This window comes from Gabonia massiliensis, assembly GCF_001403595.1.
Lineage (GTDB): Bacteria > Bacteroidota > Bacteroidia > Bacteroidales > Coprobacteraceae > Coprobacter > Coprobacter secundus.
In genome coordinates, this window is the sequence record NZ_LN877938.1 from 295,585 (window position 1) to 321,245 (window position 25,661).

Genomic DNA, 25,661 nt, shown 5'->3' on the forward strand with positions numbered 1-25,661 from the left:
ATTTTTCGGTTATTTATCCATTTATAATTGTATTTTTGTGTAACAGATTGTTTTTATGAGCGGGCATATACAAAAAAATAGAATATTACAAGTCGCTATACATGCTATCGTATGGGGACTTATTATCGGGTTGCCTTTGTTCTTTTTTGAAGAAAATTTTGCCGGCCGTCGCATGATACGTTATTGGGATTTTTTTATAATTCCTTTTTCTTTGGCTGTTGTCTTTTATATCAATTATTTCTATCTCATTGACAAGTTTCTATTTAAAAAGCAGACGTATAAGTATTTGTTTTGGAATTTGTTGCTCATCATCATTGTCAGTATGGGCATACGGTACTGGAAAGACTTGAACTTCATAAACTTCCCACCACCTCCGGAAATGGTAAAAATGGGGCCCAGGGTGTGGTATCGGGACTTTTTTTTCCTTACGCGAGATGTATTTTCTCTTTTTCTGGCTGCAGGATTGAGTGTGGCTATAAAAATGACATCCCAGTGGATAGAGTCGGAAAACACCCAAAAAGAACTGGAGAAAAGGCGAGCCGAGGCTGAATTGAAAAATTTGCAGAACCAGTTGAATCCACATTTTTTGTTCAATACACTCAACAACATTTATTCTCTTATTACCTTCAGCCCCGAGAAGGCACAACAGGCTGTGCATGACCTGAGTAAGCTGTTGCGGTATGTCCTGTACGAGAATACAGGCAATTATGTTCCATTGGAAAGAGAACTCGACTTTATACGGAATTATATAGAGCTGATGAGATTACGCTTATCGGACAAGGTAAAGTTGGATGTATCCCTTCCTCAAGCCGTAACGGGTATGAATATTGCTCCACTCCTGTTTATTTCGTTGATAGAGAATGCGTTCAAGCATGGTGTGAGCAATAATTGCCAATCGTTTGTCAGTATTTGCATTGAAATCGTACCACAAGAAAAAATCAGTTGTTGTATCGAAAACAGCTTTTTCCCTAAAAATGAACATGATAAAAGTGGTTCGGGCATAGGATTGGAAAATCTGAGGAGACGGCTCGAACTACTGTATCCCAATAGTTATTTGTTACATACGGAACAAACCGGTGACCGGTATTCTACGTTGCTAACCTTGTTCCTAAAACCGGAATACAAATGAACCTGAAATGTTGTATTGTAGATGATGAGCCTTTGGCTTTGGACTTGCTTGAAAGTTACGTGCAAAAAACACCCTTCCTTACATTGTGCGGCAAATTTACCGATGCAATTTCGGCTCTTGACTTTATTAATCGGGACGATATAGACTTGGCTTTTCTCGATATACAGATGCCTGATATAAATGGAATGGAACTTTCCAAAATGATACGGAACAGATGTCGTATCATATTTACGACAGCTTTCAGCCAATATGCAGTTGACAGTTATAAAATCCCGGCTATAGATTATCTGCTGAAACCTATCAGTTATGCAGACTTTCTGGAGGCGTGCAACAGGGCTGTTGAGTGGTTTGAACTGAAAAATAAACATGTCCAAACAGAAAATGGTAATACTGGAATAGAATCGATTTTCGTAAAATCGGATTATAAACTTCGGCAGATAGAGTTAAAGAAAATATTGTATATCGAAGGTTTGAAAGACTATATAAAAATCTATCTTGAAGATGAGCCCCATCCTGTACTTTCTTTGATGAGCTTGAAATCTATGGAAGAAATGCTTCCTTCGTCCCGTTTTATGAGAGTGCATCGCTCATTTATCGTACAACCGGATAAAATCAAAATTATCGAGCGTAACCGTATTGTTTTCGGGAAACAATATATTCCCATTTCGGATTCATATAAAAATGAATTTGCAGAATTTCTAAACCGTCGTTCGGTAAAGACTCATGGCAATCCTTCTCAAGAATAGCTTTCATATTTATAAAAAATGGCTAATTTTGTTTTCTCTTATTTTACATATACATCGGAGAGGACTTTATATCAATGTATTGGACACTGTTTTTTACTTTTGCTAAAATCGGAATGTTTACTATCGGTGGAGGATATGCCATGATACCTCTGATAGAGAGGGAAATTGTAAACAAAGGTTGGCTCGACTCCAAAGATTTCATGGATATTTTTGCTGTTACGCAATCACTGCCGGGTGTATTTGCCGTCAATATATCTATTTTCGTGGGGTACCGATTAAGAAAAATAAAAGGTAGCATAGTCTGCGCTTTGGGCAGTATCTTACCGGCTTTTGCAGTCATGTTATCGATTGCTGTATTTTTTACTCATTTTCAAGATAATGTATGGATATCAAAAATATTTAACGGGATACGACCTGCAGTGGTGGCTCTGATTCTCGTGCCTTGTATCCATACTGCACGAGCCATCCGGTTAAGAGGCCTGAATATCATATTCGTAATTGCAGGAGCACTACTTATATGGTTGGCAGGAATATCTCCTGCATATATCGTACTGGGGGCTATCGTAGGAGGATTCGTTTACACATTCTGGATAAAAGAAAAGATAGGTGGTAAAATATGATATACTGGCAGTTATTGTGGGTTTACCTGAAAATCGGTATTTTGGGATTTGGCGGAGGATATGCCATGTTGTCACTGATACAGCATGAAGTTGTCGACAAGTATCACTGGCTCGACCTGAAGTCTTTTACCGATATCGTTGCCATATCGCAAATGACTCCCGGTCCCATCGGTATCAACAGTGCGACATATATCGGCTACTCGGCAACCGGGAGTGTCTGGGGTGCCGTAGTTGCTACGATAGCGGTATGTCTCCCCTCCTTTTTAATGGTGCTCGTTATTTCGTATTGTTTTGTCAAATTCAGAACCAATAAATTTGTAAAAGCTGCTTTTGCCGGATTGAGACCGATGACTGTTTCTCTGATTGCAGCGGCAGTTCTATTACTGATAAACAAAGAAAATTTTATTGATTATAAAAGCTTGATTATTTTTGTAATGTCATTTATCCTGCTTTGGAAATATAATCTTCATCCTATATCGATGATATGTCTGGCCGGTGTTGCGGGGCTGATATTGTATTGGTAAATTACAGCGAAATTCGCTTAAAATATAATTAATGTTAACTTATGCGTTTTTCTGCCGAATAATTATGTTATGTAACATAAAATTCTATATATTTGTACTGTGTTTTTCATGGTATTAGATTTAAGGTTAATGAAGATTGGTTGTCGTGAGACAACCTTTTTTTATAAATTCGTATTGTTTTTTAGACAAAAACAAGTACTCCAATGGTGTGTTGAAAATATACGATTATCCATAATTCCAATAAGAGCTTGTTTGATTTTTCCAAAAAAAGTAATTTGTTGTTGAGTGAGGTGAGATTGTAGTGTTTGTCGATGGTGGGCATTTCACTGTCGTACGTTCCTGCCCTTCTCGAAAGGAAAGATAAAATAGAAAAAGTATCTCTAAAGAAATTTCCAAAGCCGGCCCGAACGAAAGATGAACAGGCTCTAATTTATTTTTAAAATTATTGGTTATCTTTGTATACATAATATCGACAATATTTATTTTTTTGAAATAATTTCTGGATTAATATTTTGATTTTTAATTATTTATATTTAATATTTTATACTGATTCGTTTTTGTTTGCATTATGATACAAAAGTATAAAGAGGTCAATGATTCTTTTTCTTACTGGAAATTAATTTTCCATTTGGGTTGTGATTCCGGCTTTTATTCAGAATTCAACAATATGGTATTGGCCATGATTTATTGTCTGAAATCCCAGATAAGATTTTCTATGTATTCGGCAGATGCAAATTTCGGATATAAAGATGGTTGGCAAGATTATTTTTTACCTTTTTGTGAGGAGGTGAATGACAAGTTTCACCATAAATATAATGCACGTACTGAAAACCCTTGGTTCTCTGTTCACGGTCTGGCCCGTTGGGAGTATTTACTATGGCGATTGAAGCACAAGCATACTTATCTTACGTTTGACTTATTTTGCAAATTCCGGCAGGTCTCATGTGCCCGAATCGAGTATTCTATTCCTCAATTAGAGCTGAAAGGAGATTTGCGCACTGTCGCTCATGAAATCATAAAAATGATTTATCGCTTCAATCCCGAGACTTTGAGTGAGATACGGAAATTGATACAGCCTCTGGATTTACCGGATAAATATATCGGGTTTCATATTCGTGGTGGCGATAAGTTTACCGAACATGAATTGTTGCAATGCTCGGCATATATCGATAAAGCGGAAAAATTGTCTTTGTTGAGAAAAGCTTTTGTCTTAACTGATGATTATAGAATCATTGAGACGTTGAAGCAAAATTATCCTCAGTGGCGTTTCTATTCTTTGACAGAATCTTCGGAAAGAGGATATTTCCATGCAAAATTTCAAAGTCAGGATAAAGAAAGCAAGAAAAAAGACTTGATAAAATTGTTTGCTTCAATGGAAATATTGAGAATGTCAGAACTGTTTGTCGGTACATTCAGCTCTAATGTCGGAATGTTTTTAGGAATGTGTATGGAGAAAGAACGGGCATATGGGGTGGATTTCGACGAATGGCTTCTGTGGTAAATACTACAAAGCTATAAACCGAATATCAAAAAAAGTGAGGCTGCCTCGTTTCTCGTCTAATCATCGATTTTACTTAAATGAAAGTGATGTATAGAATGCGTATTTTTCGTATTTTTGTCTCATTATGGAACAGCAACAATCTTCTTTCAAGAATAAAGAACGCGTAGATATACATGAGCCGCGGAGGTTTAAAGTAAGAATTTTCAATGATGATTTCACAACCATGGATTTTGTTGTGGAAATACTTACTACTGTTTTCTTCAAATCGCAGGCCGAAGCGGAACGGCTTATGCTACAGGTACATAAAAGCAATTCTGCCGTAGTCGGAGTCTATTCTTATGACATTGCGTTGTCTAAAGTACAAAAAGCTACCCATATGGCTCGAAGTAAGGGCTTTCCCCTCCGACTTACTGTAGAGCCAGAAGATGAATAAGTTATCGAAGGAAAAATATGGATATAAAAAATACAGAGTTTGTCGACGTTGCATTTTCTTACGCACAACATAAAGCTACTGAATTGCGGCATGAATTTATCATGCCGGAACATCTGTTATGTGCTTTTCTCACCCAAAGACCGTTTATAAATGCACTGGAAGACTGTTTCTGCAACATTCAAGAGCTTGCTGACCGCATAGAAGCTTATCTGACAAAAGAGATAGAAAGTATCCCTGAAGGTGTGGAATATCATCTGGAGATTTCGGCTCAGCTCAACTCTTTGCTACAACATGCTTATATAATGCTCAACTACTCGAGCGCCGAGGAACTGGATGTCCCCCACCTTATACAGGGAATGCTCCGATTACAGGATTCGTGGGCTTGTCATTTTCTCAAAGAGACTTTGGGTGAAGAAATGCCTGAGTTTCTTAGTTGCCTGATTTCTCAGTATGAAGCGGTTGAATACGAGGATGAAATGCCTATCTCTGATGAACAGGGGAAAAAAGAGGGTTGGAAAAGTTATGTAACGTGTCTCAATGATTGCTTAAAGGAACATAATCCACTTATAGGCCGGGAAAGCGAGTTGGAACGTACGATACAGGTGCTTTGCCGCAAGGAGAAGAATAATCCGCTTCATGTCGGTGAACCCGGTGTGGGAAAGACTTCTCTCGCTTATGGATTGGCTGCCCGTATCGAAGCGGGTAACGTCCCTGAACGGCTTCGGGGTTTCCGTATTTACGAGTTGGATTTGGGGGCTTTGCTGGCCGGTACTCAGTATAGGGGGGATTTTGAAAAACGGTTGAAAGCAATCATGGATGGTGTACAAAATGAAGGGCATGCCATTGTCTATATCGATGAAATACACAACCTCATCGGTGCCGGACGTACGGGAGATGGCTCTATGGATGCGTCCAATATGCTGAAACCTTATCTGGAAAACGGGGACATACGTTTCATAGGTTCTACGACTTATGAAGAATTTAACCGATATTTTTCCCGCAGTAAAGGTTTGGTTCGTCGTTTTCAACAAATAGATATACTGGAGCCAAGTATAGAGGAGACAATACATATCGTGGAGGGCTTGAAGGAGAAATATGAATCATATCACGGGGTAGTTTATGAACTTGATGTCATTCCTTATGCCGTCAGGGCAAGTGCCCGCTATATCAATGACAGATTTCTTCCTGACAAGGCGATTGATTTGGTGGATGAAGCCGGAGCTTACAGGGAAATGCATCCTACCCCTTCGGCTCAACAACAAACAGTAGATAAAAACCTGATTACGGAGATACTGGCCCGTGTTTGTAAAGTCGATGCGCTTGCGATGAAGGAAGATGATGCTTCTACTCTAGAGACTTTGTACGAACGTATCAGTGCAAAAATATATGGTCAGGACGAAGCTGTGCGCCAAGTAGTGGAGGCTGTACAGATGTCGAAAGCCGGATTGCTGGACGAGAACAAGCCATTGGCCAGCTTTCTTTTTGTCGGCCCTACCGGAGTAGGAAAAACAGAGGTGGCCAAAGTTCTTGCTTCTGAATTGGGCATATCTTTGCAACGGTTCGATATGAGCGAGTATACGGAGAAACATACCGTCGCCAAGCTTATCGGCTCTCCGGCAGGTTATGTGGGATATGAAGACGGGGGACTACTGACTGATGCGATACGGAAAACACCTAACTGCGTATTGCTGCTTGACGAGATAGAAAAGGCTCATCCCGATATATTCAATATTTTACTACAGGTAATGGACTATGCGGTACTTACTGATAATAAAGGGCGTAAAGCCGATTGCCGCCATGTGATACTCATCATGACTTCCAATGCCGGTGCGCAATATGCCCGTCAAGCTTCTGTCGGGTTCAACAGCCGAATAGCTGCCGGAGAAGTCATGCTTAAGCAGGTGAAGAAGACTTTCAAACCGGAATTCATAAACCGGCTGTCAGCCACAGTCGTCTTTCATGATATGGATTACCGAATGGCTTCACTTATCCTTGACAAAAAACTTGGAGAATTGAATCAGAAATTGACAGCGCGACGAATATCCATGGAACTTAGAGATGAGGCTCGGAAATGGTTACTTCTACGAGGTTTTTTACCTGAATACGGTGCCCGGGAAATGGACCGGGTCATAGCTTCATCCCTGAAACCTCTTTTGATGCGGGAAATCTTATTCGGGTCTTTGAAAAAAGGAGGAAAGACTTCTGTTCTTGTTGAAGATGATACATTGAAACTACAGCTTACGGAATCTGAAAAAAGTATAGATGAAGAAACTAATGCCGGGAGGGATTAGAAGATGGTTTACAGACTGACCGATGAGCTTATATTTCCCGACCCTCATTACGGGGACCCGGACGGATTGCTGGCTGTGGGTGGTGATCTTTCCATCGACCGGCTTATACTGGCTTACTCTAACGGAATATTTCCCTGGTATGCTTTTCGAGAAGGTATTATACAATGGTGGTGCCCTTTAGACCGCTTTGTCATTTTCCCGAATGAGATACATGTCTCCCACTCTATGCGCACCCTTATCCATAAGGGAAAATATCGTATAACCATCAATCGGGCTTTTAATGAGGTCATATATCATTGCAGCCGTTTGCGTATCCATCAAAACGGGGCTTGGCTCGGACCGGAAATGACAGAGGCATATACCCGCTTGTATGAGCAGGGATTTGCCGCCAGTGTAGAGGTATGGGATAAAGATGCATTAGCGGGCGGACTTTATGGGGTGACATTGGGACGATGTTTTTTCGGTGAAAGTATGTTTTCATTGGTTCCTAATGCTTCAAAACTGGCTCTTGTTTACTTGGCAGACTTTTTTCATGAAAATGGCGGTGTCATGATAGATTGCCAGTTTGAAACTCCTCATCTGCTATCCATGGGAGGCCGACACATAGATTATGATACCTATATGGGATATTTGCGGAAATGAGAGGGGTTTCATTGATTTTTTCGAGTTCTCGCGCTGAGATTAAGAGCTGTTGTCCAAATTTTCCGATAAGGAAATTATTTGCATTTTCTTCCGGTCTTTTTTTCGTTTTCACTTGTCAAATAGCCTGCTATTAAAAACAGAAAAACATCCTCGAAAGATATTCATACACCTGGCCCGAGCAAAATTCAGCCAGGGCTCTTTGAGCTGATAATTATCTTAATATATTTTTCTCCGGCTCTTGGTTATTTTTGTTATATTTGACGATGACAGAAAATAATTATGAATTTGCTTTATGAAGAATGTGATAGATAAAATAAATTCTTTATATCCGATTTCCGACGATACCATACAAACGCTTAAAGAAAATGTGAGTTTGTGCCATTTTCCTAAAAGATTTCAACTGATAAAAGCAAACCAGTTTTGTAAATCGGCTTATTTTATTGAAAAAGGGATGACTCGTTCTTTCTGGCTGGTAAACGGTGAAGAAATAACGACGTCTTTTGCGTGGGAAGGGAGTATCGTTTTCAGTATGGATGAGCTATACTATAATAAAATGAGCGAGGAATTTGTAGAAACACTTGAGGATGTTGTTGCTTATAGGATATCACTAAATGATTTGCTCCGGCTTTTCCAGACTAATATCGAACTGGCTAATTGGGGGAGAATTATTCATCAGAACGAATACCGGCGCTTGCACCGTTCCCATAAAGAGCATCTTACTCTATCGGCCAAGGAAAGATATAAGAAGTTTATGCAACAGTTTCCCCAGGTGTGCCAGCGGGTACAGCTGGGATATATCGCGTCTTATCTGGGTATAACGCTCTCGACACTCAGTCGTCTCAGAGCTCAAAAATAGTTATGACAAGACAGGTATTTTCAAATTATACAGGGTTGAAGCTTCTTGTCGGGCAGAGGGTTTAGAAAAAAAATGTTTGGCACATATCATTTACAGAAAAGGGGAAATGTACCGGTCTCCAGAAAATGTGAAATAATCATTACAGTATAAAGGATTGATTTTCTTTGCTATGAGTTCTAATGCAAATTAGAGATAAATTATTTGCTCGTTGTCAAAACGAGCTGAGGCTTGTTGCTGAATGTTATAAAATATCTCTGTGTCTCATTGTATTTTTCTTCAATAAATTTTGGATAAATCTTAATATTTTGACGCAGGACAAATTTTAGAATTTGTAAGTTACTTATCTTTGCGGCATCATAAAATGCGCTGATTACAATAATATAATTTATAAATTCATCATGCAAAAAATTTCTTCCGCTGCTTTTGCAGACACTAAACCGCATTACGAACTGCTGGATGGCCTTAGAGGTGTTGCAGCCCTCCTTGTCATATGGTATCATGTATTTGAAGGTTTTGCAACAAGTCCCATCGACCAACGATTCAATCATGGGTATCTGGCTGTCGACTTTTTCTTTATTTTATCAGGATTTGTTATCGGTTATGCTTATGACGACCGCTGGAAAACATCCATGACAATAAAAGATTTTATAAAGCGCCGGTTGATACGTCTGCACCCGATGGTCGTTATGGGAGCCGTTTTAGGGGCTATTACATTCTATATACAAGGTTGTGAAAAATGGGATGGTACACAAGTTTCCATATCCATGTTGATGCTCGCAATGCTTCTCAATCTGTTCTTGATTCCGGCAATACCGGGTTCAGGCCATGAGGTTCGCGGCAATGGAGAGATGTATCCGCTAAATGGGCCCAGCTGGTCTTTATTTTTCGAATATATCGGTAATCTTCTGTATGCGTTGTTTATACGTAGAATGTCTACCAAGGCTCTTACAGTTCTTGTCATTTTTGCCGGAATCGGATTGGCGTCATTTGCCATCTCCAACCTTTCCGGTTTCGGACATTTGGGTGTAGGCTGGTCATTATTGGATTACAATCTGCTCGGAGGTTTTCTTCGACTGCTGTTTTCGTTCTCTATGGGATTGCTGATGTCCCGTGTTTTCAAACCGGTACATATCCGAGGAGCTTTTTGGATATGTAGTTTGACAATCGCTGTTCTTCTCTCCGTACCTCACATCGGAGGAACCGAAGCTTTATGGATGAATGGTATTTACGATTCGGTATGTTCTATTATCATTTTCCCGATACTGGTATATCTGGGAGCTTCGGGAAAGACAACAGACAAAGGAACATCAAGAATCTGTAAGTTTTTGGGAGATATATCCTATCCTCTGTATATTGTACATTATCCTTTCATGTACTTGTTCTATGCATGGGTTTGGGGAGAAAAACTAACTTTTTCCCAAACTTGGCCTGTCGCTTTGGGCTTATTCTTCGGAAACATTCTATTGGCGTATCTCTGTCTGAAGTTGTATGACGAACCGGTAAGAAAATGGTTAAGTAAAAGATTTTTAGTAAAAAAATAGAATTAAAGATATCGGAGTAGTTGTCTGGATAAGATAATTAATTAACTTTGTTAAGTTTTCTATTTTTAATAACTATTTTTAGAAATAAGATGCCATGTATAATATATTTTTATTATGAAAATGATTAATTGTAAAAAATCACTGGTTATTTGGGTTGCCGGAGCATTGATATGTGGAACACTTTCTGCTCAGGAGAGTGATTTTGATTTGTCCTCCCAAAGATCGGAATCTCAAGACGTTTTGCCTGTTCCCGGTAAAAAATTGGATCATCAGGGAATAATCATCAACCCTACTCCGCAAAGATTGGTTTTCCATAAAGAAAGTACGCTCAATATATCAGAAGGAGTATGTCTAAAAGACAGACAAGATAAATTTTCCAACGATTTGGGTTTTGTCACCTTTAATAAAAAAGGGGTGAAACTTTCTATTGATTTCGGAACGAAGGTGGCATCAAAACGAGGGGCAAAAGCTATATCGGGCTCATATGTCATGAGTATAGACAGTAAGGGGATATCGATTACAGGTTATGACGAAAAAGGTGCTTTTTATGGAATACAGACCCTCAGACAACTTGTTGAAAGCCCGGCGACAGCGGGAGGGAAATTGCCTTATCTGGAAATAAATGATTACCCGGACTTGAAATACAGGGGTGTAGTCGAGGGATTTTACGGAACTCCTTGGTCACATGATGTAAGGATGTCATTGATTGATTTTTACGGTAAATTCAAAATGAATACTTATCTGTATGGTCCCAAAGACGACCCTTATCACAGCTGCCCGAACTGGAGACTTCCATATCCTGAAAAAGAGGCTAAGAACATTGCGGAGCTGATACAGGCTTGTAAGCGGAACCGGGTGGATTTTGTCTGGGCTATACACCCGGGACAGGATATCAAATGGAATGAGGAAGATTATAAAAACCTCATTAACAAATTCAACTGGATGTATGACCTCGGTGTGCGTTCTTTTGCTATCTTTTTCGATGATATTTCGGGAGAAGGAACTAATCCGGTGAAGCAGACGGAATTGCTGAACAGATTGACCAATGACTTTGTGAAAGCAAAAGGGGATGTATCGTCTTTAATTGTCTGCCCGACCGACTACTCCAGACTTTGGGCCAACCCGACTCCCCAAGGAAGTTTGGCCATATACGGAGAGACACTTGACCCATCGGTCGAGGTTTTCTGGACAGGGGATGTCGTTTGTAGTGATTTGACAAAAGAGACGTTGGACTGGGTAAACTCCCGCATCAAAAGACCGGCCTATTTCTGGTGGAACTATCCGGTTACCGACTATGTACGGAATATAATTTTACAAGGTCCGGTATACGGACTGAATACGTCTCTTAACAGTACCCATTTATGCGGTATAGCCAGTAACCCGATGGAGCATGGCGAGGCTTCGAAGCTGGCTTTGTACGGGGTTGCCGATTATTCATGGAATACAGCAAACTATAATCCTATAGACAATTGGGAAAGAGGTTTAGGAGAATTGATGCCCGAAGCAAAAGAAGCGTACCGGACTTTTGCCATCCATTCTTGTGACACGGAAACCGGCTATCGCAGAGATGAATCGTGGGAAACAAACACTTTCAGAATGGACAATTGGACTGAAAGCGATTATCAGGCTCTCCGGGAAGAATTTGACAGAGTAGAAAAAGCTCCTGAAGAGATTAAGAACGGATGTACCAATCGTGTATTGTTCAAAGAGTTGCAACCTTGGCTTATAGAGTTCGGCAAATTAGGGACGAGGGGAAAACTGGCATTAGAACTTATGCGTATTTATCGTTCTGGTCAGGATAATGCTGTTTTTTGGAACAAATATGTACAAAACCTGATGAGTAAGGAAGAGCGGGAAAATTACGAAGCTCATAAATCGGGGACCATGAAACTACAGCCGTTTTATGAAAATGCCATGGATGATATGGGTTATGGATTTTTGGCAAGGCTGATGGGTGAAACTCCGATGTATTATAAAGGTATAGGTTCATTCAATAATGCTAAAACGACGTTGTCCAAACTGATGTTCGATAACGACTCTACAACTTATTACACTTCCGGTATTGCTCAAAAGACGGGAGACTGGATAGGGATAGATTTGGGAAGTGTCCGGAATATTTCCGATATTTCTATTTTGCAAGGAAGGAACTCTGTTGATGACGTTGACTACTTCGACCATGCACTACTGGAATATTCTGAAGACGGAACAGCCTGGACGCCTTTATCTAAAGAGCTGAAAAAGCAATATGTGATTCAGTGGAACGGAGAGCCTGTAAAAGCCAGATATGTGCGATTGAAAAGGCTCGAATCTGCCCGGACAAATTATGCTGCCATACGTTCGTTTGATGTGAATCCGGTTCGGATTGAAAATTTAGGATTTCATTTGGATGCGGAAAACCAGCAAGAAGCCCTTTATGCGTTTGACAAACGTTTAGGTACATCTTATAAAAATCAGGGTATTCTTACTTTTGAAGTGCCGGAAAATGTCAAAGGTTATATTTTATTGATAAAACCGATTGCAGCTACGTCTTCCGCTAAAATCAAACAACTCAAAACGGATGGTACACCGGTGTCTGAGACCGCTATCGACTCAGCATATTATACAACGGAGCTTAGTGATGGTGTATCTCAAATACAGATAGAAGGTGATGTAGAATTATTTGAAATTGTTCCTCAATTCAAATAGATAACTAAAGATATTTTATCGCATCCAAAACAGAAAAAGCCGTGTTTTAAGTTTTACTCTACACGGCTTTTTCTGTTTTTTTATTATAAAGACCTATTCTATTTTGACAGATGCTTATTTATAAAATTCCATGCTCCTGTTTTATAGTAGCGATGTCCCTCATTACCGATATAAAGCTCACAATTATCAGGCACTCCAGCTGCTGTATATATTTTCTTCAGGTCTGCAAAAGCTTTTTGAGCCTCTTTCAAAGGAAACATAGGATCTTTTTTCCCATTTAAAGCACAGAATAAGCGAGGGGCTGTCAATCCTGCAATATCGGCCATCTCACCGTATTCCAATATCCCCGGGATGTAATTGCAGTCGCAATGATACATTGCTCCAATACTTTTTGTAAATGTGCTGAAATATGAAGCAGGAATTGACATCGATATACGGGTGTCACACGCTCCGGCAAAAAGGGTTGTAGTACCTCCTCCGGAATTACCGGAAACAATAATATTTTTCTTATCAACGGGTAATTCTGCCAATGCCCAATCTATCAGTTTGGAAATATCCCACACTCTGTCTCCGATAGGTGTACGTCCAACCAGCAAATCTTGCATCAATAATGTACGACAGGAATACGGTATATCTTTTGCCTTATCTTCCGGGGTACGAGTCTTCCCGAAACCTCTCGAAGTAGGAGCAATTGCAATAAAACCATTTTGTACTGCCTGTACAGCGACATTTCGTTCACCCACTTCACCTTCAATACGCTCTTGTTCAGAGAGATATATCCCGGCATAGGTTTCCGTATTTTTTCCATGCCCATGCGGTGTTATCATTAAGGGCAATTTTCCTTCTTTATTTTTAGGCAATAATAATACAAACGGCAGAGGTACGTTGGGCTCAGTCCATATCTCCCATCTTTCTCTAATGGCATATCCTATATCTTCTGAATCAATCTTCCGAGCTTTAACTTCAAATGAGGCCAATTGTTTTTCTAACTTAGTGATACCCAGTCTTTCTTTTAATTTATCCCTAAATTCTTTTTGCCAGATTTCAAACTCCTTATATGTGGTGCCTTTGAATGCATATTTCATTTCGGCACAGTTATAGAGGTCTTGATAATAAACTGAAGATGAAAAACTATCTTGATAAGCAAAATTCCGTTCTTTAGGGGTATCATTTTTCTGGGTTATCTTCTTGCTGTTTGCACATTGAGTCATAAATAATGCACTTGATAGTAATGCTGACCAATAAATTATTGACTTCATTTTTATAAAAAAACTTTATTTTTAACGTAGATGATTCTAATGATAGACAAATATACATGATTATCAACTAAAGTATTGTCATTGTGACAATCATAAATCTTTTGAAAGGATAATTAATGTTAATTAAAAGCATTTTATCATCAAATAATTATGTTATATAACATATATCATCTATATTTGCATTGTGTTTTTCATAGTATTAGATTTAAGGTTAATGAAGATTGGTTGTCGTGATGACAACCTTTTTTTGTTTATACGCTTTCTTATATACAAAGAATCTCATATATGAAGAGGTAAAAGACTACCAACTCTTATTCTATGGAAGATAAATTTGCCAATAGTAAAATATAAGCCAGACAGAAACAATAGAATATCCAATTTATTGTAATAGCTAAATCTGAAAAAAATCGTTGCCGGATTGAGCCAGCAACGATTAATATGTCTGATATTTCTTGCAGCCTGTCGTGGTTGTAAAATCAATTTTTTACAGGACGTACCGACCGTCCATAGTAACTGGCATTTCCTGCCCAACGGATCTGAGTCGGTTGCAACTCCAAATAATAGGCATAATCGTTATTACCGGCATTACGATATTGGGATGTCCAATAATAACCTACTTTTCCTCCGTTAGAGACTACTGTTCCCGGGTTGATACGGCAGCCGGTTGCCGGAAGGAAGAGCCCGCCTATCAATTCTTCGTCAGTAATCTGACGTGCTGTAGTATTTTCTATACGACCGCTTTTCTTCGGAGGTGTAAACAAATATCCGTAAACGTCCTTACCGTCTTCTGTCGTATAATATCCGTACTGGTACGAGGCCTCATTGTACAGTTTTTCTAATTCTGCCTGTGTCGGCAACCGCCATGAGCCTTGAGTTGCCCAATAAGCGATATCGCCATACGATGCGGCAGAAAAGTCTGTGGTCTCAGCAGTACATGCCTCGTCGGTAAACATCTTGCCGCTTATATCTTGGGATACTTTCTTTGCACAAACGGTAAAACTGGTAGTCAAAGCATTTACTCCGCATACACCCCAATTGAAATGATCCATTTGTGAAGAACTTTGAGTGACAGATGACCCGGTATTTCCATCGACATAATTAAAATATTCCCACTGATGGTCGGCAATCTTCCACTCTTCACCCAAATGTTGGAGATTACCTCTCGCCCACTTTATCCCACAGACACTGACATAGTCATTATATTCCGAATTTACATCATTATAAAGTAATCCGCTTGTGTCATCATCATCGTCAGAAGAACATGCGGCAAATCCGAAAGACATTGCAGTGGTTACCGCCATAATCAACAAATTTTTTACGTTCATATTTTTTTATTTTAGAATATATCATCGAAAAGAAACGAACAAAGATAGACATGTTGCCACCGTTTTCAAAATCTATGCTTTAAAAAGATATAATTAACGTTTATTTTTATCTTTTTAGTACAAAAGATTTGTACAGTTCTTTCATAAAGAGTCAAAAAAAATGGATATGACTTAAGATTTAATTATTATGAGTAATAGGAATAAGAGAATCGTAAATTGATTTATTGTTTCACTTGGTTTTTTAATAACGAGAGTAAATTTTTCGTTTTATTTCAGGTAGTTATGCAAGCTTGACAGGTATCCTCACCTCTATCGGTCAAAGTAGGCCTGTCTTGAGATAATTTGAAGAAAATCTACAGTTAATGCTTATAAAGCAAGGTGTTTAATGCAGTAGAAAAGCAATTTGCAATATATAATTTTCTATATTTGTAAAAAAATACGACATGAAAAAATATATATTGATAGCCACAATAGTTTTACTTATCCTTGCCATTGTATTATTTCCTATTCTTGTCAGTTTCTTGTATGGTACTCGACCCAGTGTAACGGAGTTTTGGCTTCAATATACATCGATACTGCTTTCCAGTACATCATTTATAGCGGTAATCTACACGATATGGCAACAAAACAGAGCAAGTATATCTCATGAGGAAGAAATCAAAACCAACTTTAAATTTGCGAGACAAAACTACGACGCACAAATCCTTAATGTAATAGAACGATTTAACAGTGATACCATTGTTCGCTGCCGTAAAAGTTGTGATATTTTGGTTTCAAAATTACAAAACAAGCAAATAGACGAGGAACTAACCCGTATACTAAAATGCGAGGCCTGTGGCTATCTCAATTTAGAAAAGGAAATGGATCAGTTAGTCAATACCGAGACATATAAATATTACTTAGACTTTATGCAAATAACACGTCTTTTCAGTCTCCTTTCCAACTACAACTATAATTATGTAACTGCAAATGCCCTCAGATATGATTATTACTATTACAGGTGGCTTTTCGGACATATACATTTGAAATATCAAAATATACTGAAAGACTTATCTCCCGATAAAATTAAAGACCATGGAAACTACCTGTACACAGAATGGGAATATATAATTGCCCGCTTCGACAAAATAATGTCAGTAAATCGGAGATTACCAGAATGCAATGGTGAATTGAAACCATAACAAAGAAGAAGAATATAAAGAACGCTTAAAAGATGCGAATTACATATTTGAAAAGAATTATTTTAGGTTGTCGTAATTACTTGCATTCTTATTTTTCAGATTTTATAATACTATTCTTTTTCAAAATCAAAGAATTCTCAAATGCAAGGAAAAACCGCAGCCTGCTCTTTCTGATTGTATTTGAGCGAATCTTTGTCAGACATATATGAAGTTATCCTCTCGAAAATAGAGAGGAGTAATTAGGAATCCGGAACTATTATTATTTTCCTGCCTCTTCTAAAGCCTTTTTGAGCCTGTACAGGCGGTCTATCGACGAATTAAATACCGGATTTCCTTCGTGTGCCTGAATTTGACATACTTCTGCATCGAGAAACATTTGTACATCTTCGATGTGTTCGGCCTTCGATAAATCAAATGCCCCTTCGAACTTACATTCTTTTGCCCAGGCAATAATTATCTGGGTCTCGCGTTTTGTATACTCTTTCATCTTGTCTTATTTTATATAAAGTTGTATTTTCCCTGATGTAAATATTCTAAAAACAGAGATACATTCAGGTGCGACTGTTGTTATAAAACAAAAAACAATGAAAAAAGGTCGAATTACCCTGTATCCTGTGGAAACAAAAACTGCGATATCCGTTCCTTTCGCCGACCAAGGCATACGGGCAGGTTTCCCATCTCCGGCACAAGATTATATCGATATTGCTATAGACTTGAACAGGGAGCTAATTAAAAATCCGGAAAGTACTTTTCTGGCAAGAGTCGACGGCAACTCGATGACTGACGCTCATATTGACGATATGGATATTCTCGTTATCGATAAGTCTCTTGACTTGAGAGACGGAGATATTGCCGTATGCTTCATTGACGGAGAATTTACGGTAAAGTATGTAAATGTGAACAAGGAAAAAAAAGAGATTCGGCTCGTTCCGGCTAATCCTGAGTATTCTCCTATACTGATAACACCGGAAAATGAATTTATAATATGGGGAGTCGTTACCTATATTGTTAAAAAGGCAAGAAAATAACCGTTTAACACAATTAATTGTTTTCTTTGTTTCTGAAGAACAGTGTGGGTATTCTATGATAGGGCTTATCGATTGTAACAATTTTTTCGTTTCTTGTGAGCGGGTGTTCGATCCGTCTTTAGCTGGGCAGCCTGTTATTGTACTCAGTAATAATGATGGTTGTGTGGTTGCCCGTAGTAATGAAGCTAAAGCCCTCGGAATAAAAATGGGAATTCCGGTATTTCAAATCAGGGAGTTGATAGAGACGAATCATGTGGCCGTATTTTCCAGCAATTATTCTTTATATGGAGATATGTCGCATCGGGTGATGACAACAATAGACCGGCTTGTTCCTGAGATAGAAATTTATTCTATTGATGAAGCGTTTATCAACTTCGAGGGATTTCAAATGTCCTCTCTTCCCGATTATGCCCAACAGCTTACGAAAACCATCCGTAAAAATACCGGTATTCCTGTCTGTCTTGGAATTGCACCTACAAAAACTTTGGCAAAAATAGCGAACAGGTATGCAAAAAAGTATCCGGGATATAAAAATGTCTGTATTATCGATAGTGAGGAGAAGCGTGTCAAAGCCTTAAAGTGTTTTCCTATTGAAGACGTGTGGGGCATAGGCAGGCAATACAAGCAAAAGCTCAACTATTACGGTATCGAAACGGCATGGGATTTCATACAAAAAAACGAAAGTTGGATACGGAAGCAAATGTCTGTCACGGGGGTACGTACATGGCTTGAACTTAAAGGTATCTCTTGTATAGCTATTGAGCAAAATCCGTCCGGTAAGCAAAACATCTGTACGTCTCGGAGTTTTGGAGAAGAAATTTCGGATTTTCCGGTTCTTCTGGAATCGGTGGCATACTTTACCGCATCTTGTGCTCGTAAATTACGGGGCCAGAAAAGTGTAGCGGGGATTATTACTGTGTTTCTATATACAAACCGGTTCAAGAAAGAAGTTCCCCAGTATTATCCGTCTATAACGGTACATCTTCCTGTCCCTTCTGCCAATCCCGGAGAACTTATCAAATATGCCCGGATGTCATTGAAACAGATTTACCGTCCGGGATATAAATACAAAAAAGCTGGAGTCATTGTTTCTGACATTACGTCTGCATCCAATGTCCAATGTAGTCTTTTCGACGCTACTGACCGACATAAACAAGCTAAGATTCTCTCTGTCATCGATACGGTAAACCGTAAATATGGAACCGATACTCTCCGCAGTTGTGCCCAACCTCCCAATTGTTTCCGGAAGTGGAGCCTTAAAAGCCAGTATATCAGCCGGCGATATACTACTAATATAAATGACATCATTGTTTTGAATTGTAAATAGAAGAGCCGATTGTCCAAACTTGTTTTGCCTGAATTGCTGCCTTCAACCACTATTTCCCGGATAAAAAAAATACTCTTTTTATTTGCATTGCATTTATTTTTCCAAAAATATGTAATTAGGGTTATAATATCCGTAATTTATCTACTGTGTAGTATAAACTTCTTCACTACATTTGTATACGAAAATGAAATATATATCAAAGATATAAAACCATGTCAAAAAATATTCTGATTTTATCGTCCAGTCCCCGTTTAGGTGGTAATTCGGACACGCTTTGCAACGAATTCATGCGCGGAGCTATAGAAGGTAAAAATCAAGTAGAAAAAATCTTTCTGCGAAATAAGACCATCTACCCTTGCACGGGATGTGGTGTGTGTAGCCAATACCAAAAACCTTGTCCACAAAAGGACGATGCTGCAGAGATTATTGGCAAGATGCTTGCTGCAGATGTAATTGTCATGGGGACGCCGGTCTATTTTTATGCTATGAGTGCTCAAATGAAGATATTGATTGACCGTTGCTGTGGTCCTTATACAGAGATGAAGAATAAGGAGTTTTATTTTATCGCCACGGCGGCTGAAGAGAACGAGGAAATTATGGACCGTATTGTTGCCAACTTTATGGGATTTCTCGACTGTCTGGAGAACCCGGTGATAAAAGGCACAGTCTTTTGTGGCGGGGTATGGCATGTCGGGGAGATTAAAGGCAATCCGAAGTTGCAAGAAGCATTTGAGATGGGTAAACGTGCATAAGGGGGGCAATAAATGACACTTGGTGATTTTCTGAAGCATATTTGTTCCGGAGGGAGTCTTGATACCCCGGAGATTTGTCAATTCATGGATAAGATGAGTGACGAAGCTCGACGCATTACTTTCGAAATAAATAACGCTTATCATACACAGGAGGAACTCCGTGTCCTGATGTCGCGACTGCTCGATAAACCTGTGGACAGTACGTTCAAGATATTCCCTCCATTTTATACTGATTTTGGAAAAAATATCACAATCGGCCGGAATGTCTTTATCAATGCTTGTTGCCATTTTCAGGACCATGGGGGGATAACGCTGGGAGACGGTTGTCTTATCGGTCATAATGTGGTTTTTGCTACGCTCAATCATGGCATTGCACCAGATGACCGTGCTTCGATGTATCCAGCACCGATTAGACTGGGTAAAAATGTTTGGGTTGGCTCGAACAGTACTATCCTGCGTGGCGTGACAATCGGTGATAACGCTATCATTGCAGCCGGGTCTGTCGTTACAAAAGACGTGGCGGGAAATACTATTGTAGGTGGTGTTCCGGCGAAGTGTATCCGCCATATTGACATCAACAAACATATTCCCCAAAAGCTGTAGTTCATGAAAGCGAAGTCTGCTTCTTGTCGTGTGGCTATGCCGGTCAAGCCGTCTGAGCGACACATTATTTTGGACGTGTTGCGTGGAGTGGCTTTGTTGGGTATTGCACTGGCCAATTTTACGGAGTTTTCGCTCTATTCGTTCCTTCCGACGGAGGCAACAGAATCCATGTCGACCGTAGATGTTGACCGGATTGTGCGTTATTTGCAATATACCTTTGTCGACGGGAAATTCTACACCATTTTCTCGTTGTTGTTCGGTATAGGATTTTCGATTATCATCGCCAATGCCGTGGAGCGTGGAACCAACGGTTTCCGTATTTTTTATCGACGGATGGTGATATTGTTATCGGTCGGTTTTTTGCACTTGATGTTTCTTTGGAGTGGAGATATTCTGATGCTTTATGCTTTGTTGGGGATGTTGTTACCGCTTTTCCGTAATGTCTCTAACCGGATGTTACTGGTATCGGCTTTCGGATTGTTAGCTGTTCCCATAGCGGTAGATTTTACCGTGGAACTTTCCGGCATTTATCCGTCAGCTTCTGTTGTAAAACTTCAGCAAACCTATTGTGACAAATATGGCATTACGGATGAAAACTTTGCTTATTGGTTACGCGATGCAAAACATTATAGTGGAACTTTTAAATTTCTTGTTCAGGGAGCACTGGTCCGAATTCAGGAATTTATCGACGGCAATCGCTACTTTAAAGTATTGGGACTGTTTCTCTTGGGGTTCTATATCGGTCGTAATCGCCTCTATGCCGATTTGGAGAGCCGCCGACCCGTATTGCGGCAGATTGCCCGTTATGGATTCGGTTTCGGATTGCCATTGTCTCTTTTCTATGCATGGAGTATTATGAATAATTGTCCGCAGAGCCTCGGAGCACATTCCGTACTATACTTTACCAGTGTATTTCCACTCAGTTTTGCGTATGTGGCAAGTATCTGCCTCTGTTTTTTACGTCATCCCCGATGGGGCATATTCCGTTTCTTTGCCATGCCAGGACGTATGGCTCTTACCAATTATATCGGGCAATCATTGTTCGGAATGTTGCTTTTCTATGGTATCGGATGGGGCTTTGGTGCCGAAACAGGACTTGTCTATGTAATCTTGATTGCTATAGGAGTATGGATAGTCCAAGCCCTATTCAGTAACGTCTGGTTACATTATTGCCAATTTGGCCCACTGGAATGGATATGGCGTATGCTGACTTACGGAAGAGTATTCAATCTCCTAAAGAAAAAAAGCGTATGAAAATGCGTAGTGATGCTCTCCTCGCCATGATTCGAGACGGTAAGCCAATGACTCTGTCCCAACAGTTACGTCTGACAGTGCAATTGAGTGTACCGGCTATTATAGCACAACTTTCTTCCATTGTCATGCAATATATCGATGCGGCAATGGTGGGCAGTCTTGGTGCCGAGGAATCAGCCGCTATCGGTTTAGTTTCGACGACCACATGGCTCTTTTGGGGGTTGTGTGTAGCTGCTGCTACGGGTTTTTCTGTACAAGTGGCACACCGTATCGGTGCCGGTGACATGCGAGGGGCAAGGGTCATATTACGTCAATCGGTCACAGCAACGCTTTGTTTCAGTTTGTTATTAGCGTCAATAGGGGCAACGATCAGTAGTGCTTTGCCTGAATGGCTGGGAGGCGATGTTTCCATCCGTCACGACGCGTCGCTTTATTTTCTTATCTTTTCCCTTTTTCTCCCTGCTTTACAGATGAATTTCCTTGCAGGAGGCATGCTCCGATGTAGCGGTAATATGCGTGTACCGAGCCTGCTAGGTGTGGTAATGTGCGTGCTCGATGTCATATTCAACTTCTTTTTGATATTTCCTTCGCGTGAGTGGAACATAGCGGGTTTCTTTTTTACAATGCCGGGAGCAGGGTTGGGAGTCAAAGGTGCTGCTTTGGGAACAGCTGCTGCCGAAGTTGTTGTCGCTACCATATTGTTGAGATACCTTTGGACTCGTTCCGCTGAATTGCGTCTGACCGGAGAACGTGGTAGTTTCCGTCCAGTCTTGAATACTTTGAAAAAGGCTTTACATATCGGTCTACCGATGGGTATAGAGCACATTGTCATTTGTGGGGCTCAAATTATGACAACAGTTATCGTAGCGCCATTAGGTATCTTTGCCATCGCTGCCAATTCGTTTGCCATCACCGCAGAAAGTCTTTGCTATATGCCCGGCTATGGTATTGCCGATGCTGCCACTACATTGGTCGGCCAGAGTTTGGGGGCAAAACGCCGTGAGTTGACCCGAAGTTTTGCGCACATGACCGTATTTATGGGTATGGTTGTCATGGGTATTATGAGGGTATTCATGTATCTTTTTGCACCACAAATTATCGGGTTGATGACTCCTGTCGATGAAATTCGTGAACTGGGTGTGATGGCATTGCGTATCGAAGCGTTTGCAGAACCGATGTTTGCTGCGTCGATTGTCGCCTATGGTGTTTTCGTCGGGGCAACTGATACACTCGTACCGTGTCTGATGAATTTTTTCAGTATCTGGGCCGTGCGTTTGTCTCTGGCTGCTATACTTGCACCGTCATTGGGGCTGAAAGGCGTATGGATAGCTATGTGTGTGGAACTCTGTTTCCGAGGCGCGATTTTTCTCATCCGCCTGAAGCGGGAACGTTGGATGAAAAAAGAGTGACAGGTTTGGATGTTTTGATAAAGGAACGCTGGAGTTTTTTTATTGATAATTGCTTGGGGCAATATCAGTAATTGAGGTTATATTATCTGTAATTTATCTACTATGAGAAATGAGGTTTTGACTTAATTTTGCCATATAAAAATAGAGAGACTGTTGGTTCCAAGAGTAATGGAGTGAGCGTCTTTTTCGAAACAAATAGTCTGACAACTAAAACATTATTACAAATGAAATTAATAAAAGATACCGAATTCGGAGGCGAACGACCTTTGTTTGAATCTCACGACCTCCATATAGACAATGTGACCATTCGCACCGGCGAATCGGCTATAAAAGAGTGCAGCAACATTATAGCTACCAATTGCCGTTTTGAGGGTAATTATCCTTTTTGGCATGTACATGGTTTCAAGATAGACCGCTGTTATTTCGATGTAGGTGGTCGTTCGGCATTATGGTATAGTGACCACCTGAAAATGACAGATACAGTGATTGATGCTCCGAAAATGTTTCGTGAGATGAATGAAATCGATATCGAGAACGTCATAATGAACGATGCAGATGAAGTATTCTGGCGTTGCAACGATATACGTATCAAAAATCTCAAATTGCACGGAGGCACCTACCCTTTTATGTTCAGCAATAACATTTATGTGGATGGTTTGGAGAGCGATAGCAAGTATGTCTTCCAATATGTGAAGAATGTAGAGATACATCATGCCAAAATTACAACGAAAGATGCTTTTTGGGAAGTGGAGAATGTAACCATTTACGACTCTGAACTGAATGGAGAATATCTCGGCTGGCATTCAAAAAATCTGCGTCTGATAAATTGTCATATAACGGGTGAACAACCACTCTGTTATGCACACGACCTCGTGTTGGAAAACTGTACCTTCGGTACTGATTGTGACCGAGCATTTGAATATAGTACATTGCAAGCAGATATTCGCGGTGCTATAACCAACATCAAGAACCCAATGTCCGGACGGATTGTTGCCGATGCAATCGGTTCGGTAACGATTGATGAGAATATCAAGGCTCCGGCTAACTGTGATATTCGTCTCAGAGATGAGCAAACTTGTTTCAATAAATAAGGTGAATGAATATGAAATACAACTTCGATGAGCAAGTACCTCGTCGTGGAACTTGTTCCTATAAATGGGATAGTGCAAAAAATGAAGATGTACTACCCATGTGGGTGGCTGATATGGACTTCCGTACGGCTCCTGCTATCGTCGATGCTTTGCGCCAGCGGGTAGAGCATGGTATCTTCGGATATACCCGAGTACCTGACAGTTATTATAAGGCTGTAACAGATTGGTTTGTTCGTCGTCATGGTTGGGCCATCGGACGCGAATGGATTATTTACACATCGGGGGTAGTTCCTGCTTTGTCGGCCATTATCAAGGCTCTGACTCAACCCGGAGATAGAGTACTGGTACAGACACCAGTCTATAACTGTTTTTTCTCCTCTATCCGCAATAATGGATGCGAGATAGTCTCTTCTCCATTGATTTATGCCAACAATTCTTTTTTCATCGATTTCGACGATTTAGAGAGAAAAACTACTGACCCGAAAGTTAAGGTGATGTTACTTTGTAATCCGCATAATCCTGCCGGGCGAGTATGGACACGTGAGGAACTGACACGTATTGGAGAAATCTGTATTCGTAATGGAGTTATGGTAGTTGCAGATGAAATTCATTGCGAACTAATTATTCCAGATTATGTTTATACTCCATTCGCATCTATTTCAGATGAATTTCTTATCCATTCGATAACATGTTTGTCTCCCAGCAAAGCATTTAATATTGCCGGATTGCAAATTGCGAATATTGTTTGTGCAGATGATGTTGTCCGAGCTAAAATCGACCGCGCGATTAATGACAATGAGGTGTGCGATGTCAATCCGTTTGGTGTAATCGCTACTCAAGCTGCCTATAACGATAGTGAGGAATGGCTGGAACAACTGTTGGATTATCTGAACCAGAACTATCTGTACATGCGGGACTTTTGTAAAACGTATCTACCGGGGTTTCCAATTACCATATTGGAAGGAACTTATCTTGTATGGATGGATTGTCGTAAATTTAGAATTTCGTCAGAGCAACTCGAGCATCGATTGGTCAATGAGGCAAGACTATGGCTTAATGCCGGTAGGATGTATGGTGCTGAGGGAGAAGGTTTCATGCGCTGGAATATAGCCTGCCCTCGTGCAGTATTGATAGAAGGGCTGGAACGCTTCAGAAATTTTGCATATAAAAAGTAATTTACATGATAATTTGGGAAAAAGAATCGTGAAAAGATTAAAATAAAAAATCGTTCGTCTTCATTTTTGTTCGGAACAGGTGTTCTGACTTGTAGCTCAATATTTATTTGTACATACACCGACAGGATGTATGCCATATCTCTCAATACTCATTTTATTTTTTAAGTCGGGCATAAAAATTATGTCCGACTGTTTTTATGACATCACTTTTTTAACAATACCTACAAATACCGATTCGTTCTTTTCAAAATACCTAAATCAAGGGATTTTACAATTTTTATCCAAAATA

At 39.9% G+C, this 25,661-nt stretch carries 23 protein-coding genes; 20 read left to right on the forward strand and 3 right to left on the reverse strand.

The window, feature by feature from the left end; all coding sequences use genetic code 11:
- Nucleotides 1–55: 55 nt before the first annotated feature.
- The 11 genes from BN2628_RS03415 (at nucleotide 56) to BN2628_RS03465 (ending at nucleotide 12,968) form a co-directional block, all read left to right on the forward strand.
- Nucleotides 56–1,129 carry a sensor histidine kinase gene (locus tag BN2628_RS03415; protein ID WP_055096048.1) on the forward strand — a complete coding sequence of 358 codons (1,074 nt, stop codon included), beginning with the start codon at nucleotides 56–58 and terminating at the stop codon, nucleotides 1,127–1,129.
- Nucleotides 1,126–1,875, forward strand: coding sequence for a LytR/AlgR family response regulator transcription factor (locus BN2628_RS03420; protein WP_055096050.1), 750 nt, complete (start codon nucleotides 1,126–1,128; stop codon nucleotides 1,873–1,875). Before BN2628_RS03415 ends, BN2628_RS03420 begins: the two co-directional genes overlap by 4 nt.
- A 74-nt stretch (nucleotides 1,876–1,949) precedes the next feature.
- Nucleotides 1,950–2,495: a chromate transporter gene (locus BN2628_RS03425; RefSeq protein ID WP_044228676.1), complete on the forward strand. Its 546-nt coding sequence runs from the start codon at nucleotides 1,950–1,952 to the stop codon at nucleotides 2,493–2,495.
- A complete protein-coding gene (locus BN2628_RS03430) occupies nucleotides 2,492–3,019 on the forward strand; it encodes a chromate transporter (RefSeq protein ID WP_055096052.1) in 528 nt (175 codons plus the stop codon). Before BN2628_RS03425 ends, BN2628_RS03430 begins: the two co-directional genes overlap by 4 nt.
- Nucleotides 3,020–3,587: 568 nt before the next feature.
- Entirely contained in the window at nucleotides 3,588–4,520 is a 933-nt protein-coding gene (locus tag BN2628_RS03435; protein WP_044228671.1) for an O-fucosyltransferase family protein, read from the forward strand.
- Between the two features lie 124 nt (nucleotides 4,521–4,644).
- The gene (locus tag BN2628_RS03440) at nucleotides 4,645–4,953 is read left to right on the forward strand and encodes an ATP-dependent Clp protease adaptor ClpS (protein ID WP_044228668.1); all 309 of its coding nucleotides are present in this window, start codon (nucleotides 4,645–4,647) and stop codon (nucleotides 4,951–4,953) included.
- Nucleotides 4,954–4,970: 17 nt separating this feature from the next.
- Entirely contained in the window at nucleotides 4,971–7,244 is a 2,274-nt protein-coding gene (locus BN2628_RS03445; protein ID WP_055096054.1) for an AAA family ATPase, read from the forward strand.
- 3 nt (nucleotides 7,245–7,247) lie between these two features.
- Nucleotides 7,248–7,886, forward strand: a complete 639-nt coding sequence (aat, locus tag BN2628_RS03450) for a leucyl/phenylalanyl-tRNA--protein transferase (protein ID WP_044228662.1) — start codon at nucleotides 7,248–7,250, stop codon at nucleotides 7,884–7,886.
- 292 nt (nucleotides 7,887–8,178) lie between these two features.
- On the forward strand, nucleotides 8,179–8,742 hold the full coding sequence (locus tag BN2628_RS03455; protein WP_021929960.1) for a Crp/Fnr family transcriptional regulator: 564 nt from the start codon (nucleotides 8,179–8,181) through the stop codon (nucleotides 8,740–8,742).
- Between the two features lie 398 nt (nucleotides 8,743–9,140).
- The gene (locus BN2628_RS03460; protein ID WP_044228657.1) at nucleotides 9,141–10,283 is read left to right on the forward strand and encodes an acyltransferase family protein; all 1,143 of its coding nucleotides are present in this window, start codon (nucleotides 9,141–9,143) and stop codon (nucleotides 10,281–10,283) included.
- A 114-nt stretch (nucleotides 10,284–10,397) separates the two neighbouring features.
- Nucleotides 10,398–12,968 carry a beta-N-acetylglucosaminidase domain-containing protein gene (locus tag BN2628_RS03465; RefSeq protein WP_055096056.1) on the forward strand — a complete coding sequence of 857 codons (2,571 nt, stop codon included), beginning with the start codon at nucleotides 10,398–10,400 and terminating at the stop codon, nucleotides 12,966–12,968.
- A 98-nt stretch (nucleotides 12,969–13,066) separates the two neighbouring features.
- Here BN2628_RS03465 and BN2628_RS03470 read toward each other — a convergent pair whose 3' ends face one another.
- Entirely contained in the window at nucleotides 13,067–14,227 is a 1,161-nt protein-coding gene (locus BN2628_RS03470; protein WP_257606377.1) for an alpha/beta hydrolase family protein, read from the reverse strand.
- A 476-nt stretch (nucleotides 14,228–14,703) separates the two neighbouring features.
- A complete protein-coding gene (locus tag BN2628_RS03475; RefSeq protein WP_052431521.1) occupies nucleotides 14,704–15,552 on the reverse strand; it encodes a hypothetical protein in 849 nt (282 codons plus the stop codon).
- Nucleotides 15,553–15,995: 443 nt separating this feature from the next.
- Between BN2628_RS03475 and BN2628_RS03480 the strand changes: the two genes are divergently transcribed.
- Nucleotides 15,996–16,733 (forward strand): hypothetical protein, encoded by a 738-nt coding sequence (locus tag BN2628_RS03480; protein WP_044228649.1) that lies wholly within the window; start codon nucleotides 15,996–15,998, stop codon nucleotides 16,731–16,733.
- Nucleotides 16,734–16,992: 259 nt separating this feature from the next.
- On the opposite strand, the gene BN2628_RS03485 is transcribed toward BN2628_RS03480, so the two are convergent.
- Nucleotides 16,993–17,220: a DUF6965 family protein gene (locus BN2628_RS03485; protein ID WP_044228647.1), complete on the reverse strand. Its 228-nt coding sequence runs from the start codon at nucleotides 17,218–17,220 to the stop codon at nucleotides 16,993–16,995.
- A gap of 97 nt (nucleotides 17,221–17,317) precedes the next feature.
- Here BN2628_RS03485 and BN2628_RS03490 point away from each other — a divergent pair, with 97 nt between their 5' ends.
- The 8 genes from BN2628_RS03490 to BN2628_RS03525 all read left to right on the forward strand — a co-directional run bounded on the left by BN2628_RS03490 (nucleotide 17,318) and on the right by BN2628_RS03525 (nucleotide 25,372).
- Nucleotides 17,318–17,761 carry a LexA family protein gene (locus BN2628_RS03490; RefSeq protein WP_044228645.1) on the forward strand — a complete coding sequence of 148 codons (444 nt, stop codon included), beginning with the start codon at nucleotides 17,318–17,320 and terminating at the stop codon, nucleotides 17,759–17,761.
- Nucleotides 17,762–17,816: 55 nt separating this feature from the next.
- The gene (locus BN2628_RS03495; RefSeq protein ID WP_044228945.1) at nucleotides 17,817–19,088 is read left to right on the forward strand and encodes a Y-family DNA polymerase; all 1,272 of its coding nucleotides are present in this window, start codon (nucleotides 17,817–17,819) and stop codon (nucleotides 19,086–19,088) included.
- 212 nt (nucleotides 19,089–19,300) lie between these two features.
- On the forward strand, nucleotides 19,301–19,840 hold the full coding sequence (locus BN2628_RS03500; RefSeq protein WP_055096058.1) for a flavodoxin family protein: 540 nt from the start codon (nucleotides 19,301–19,303) through the stop codon (nucleotides 19,838–19,840).
- 12 nt (nucleotides 19,841–19,852) lie between these two features.
- Nucleotides 19,853–20,443 carry a DapH/DapD/GlmU-related protein gene (locus tag BN2628_RS03505; RefSeq protein ID WP_044228639.1) on the forward strand — a complete coding sequence of 197 codons (591 nt, stop codon included), beginning with the start codon at nucleotides 19,853–19,855 and terminating at the stop codon, nucleotides 20,441–20,443.
- Nucleotides 20,444–20,446: 3 nt separating this feature from the next.
- Nucleotides 20,447–21,697 (forward strand): DUF418 domain-containing protein, encoded by a 1,251-nt coding sequence (locus tag BN2628_RS03510; RefSeq protein WP_257606378.1) that lies wholly within the window; start codon nucleotides 20,447–20,449, stop codon nucleotides 21,695–21,697.
- Nucleotides 21,694–23,106 carry an MATE family efflux transporter gene (locus BN2628_RS03515; protein WP_055096297.1) on the forward strand — a complete coding sequence of 471 codons (1,413 nt, stop codon included), beginning with the start codon at nucleotides 21,694–21,696 and terminating at the stop codon, nucleotides 23,104–23,106. The genes BN2628_RS03510 and BN2628_RS03515 overlap by 4 nt, the downstream gene beginning before the upstream one ends.
- Before the next feature lie 224 nt (nucleotides 23,107–23,330).
- Nucleotides 23,331–24,197, forward strand: a complete 867-nt coding sequence (locus tag BN2628_RS03520; protein WP_044228937.1) for a DUF3737 family protein — start codon at nucleotides 23,331–23,333, stop codon at nucleotides 24,195–24,197.
- An 11-nt stretch (nucleotides 24,198–24,208) separates the two neighbouring features.
- Nucleotides 24,209–25,372, forward strand: coding sequence for a MalY/PatB family protein (locus BN2628_RS03525; RefSeq protein WP_055096300.1), 1,164 nt, complete (start codon nucleotides 24,209–24,211; stop codon nucleotides 25,370–25,372).
- The last annotated feature ends 289 nt before the right edge of the window (nucleotides 25,373–25,661 follow it).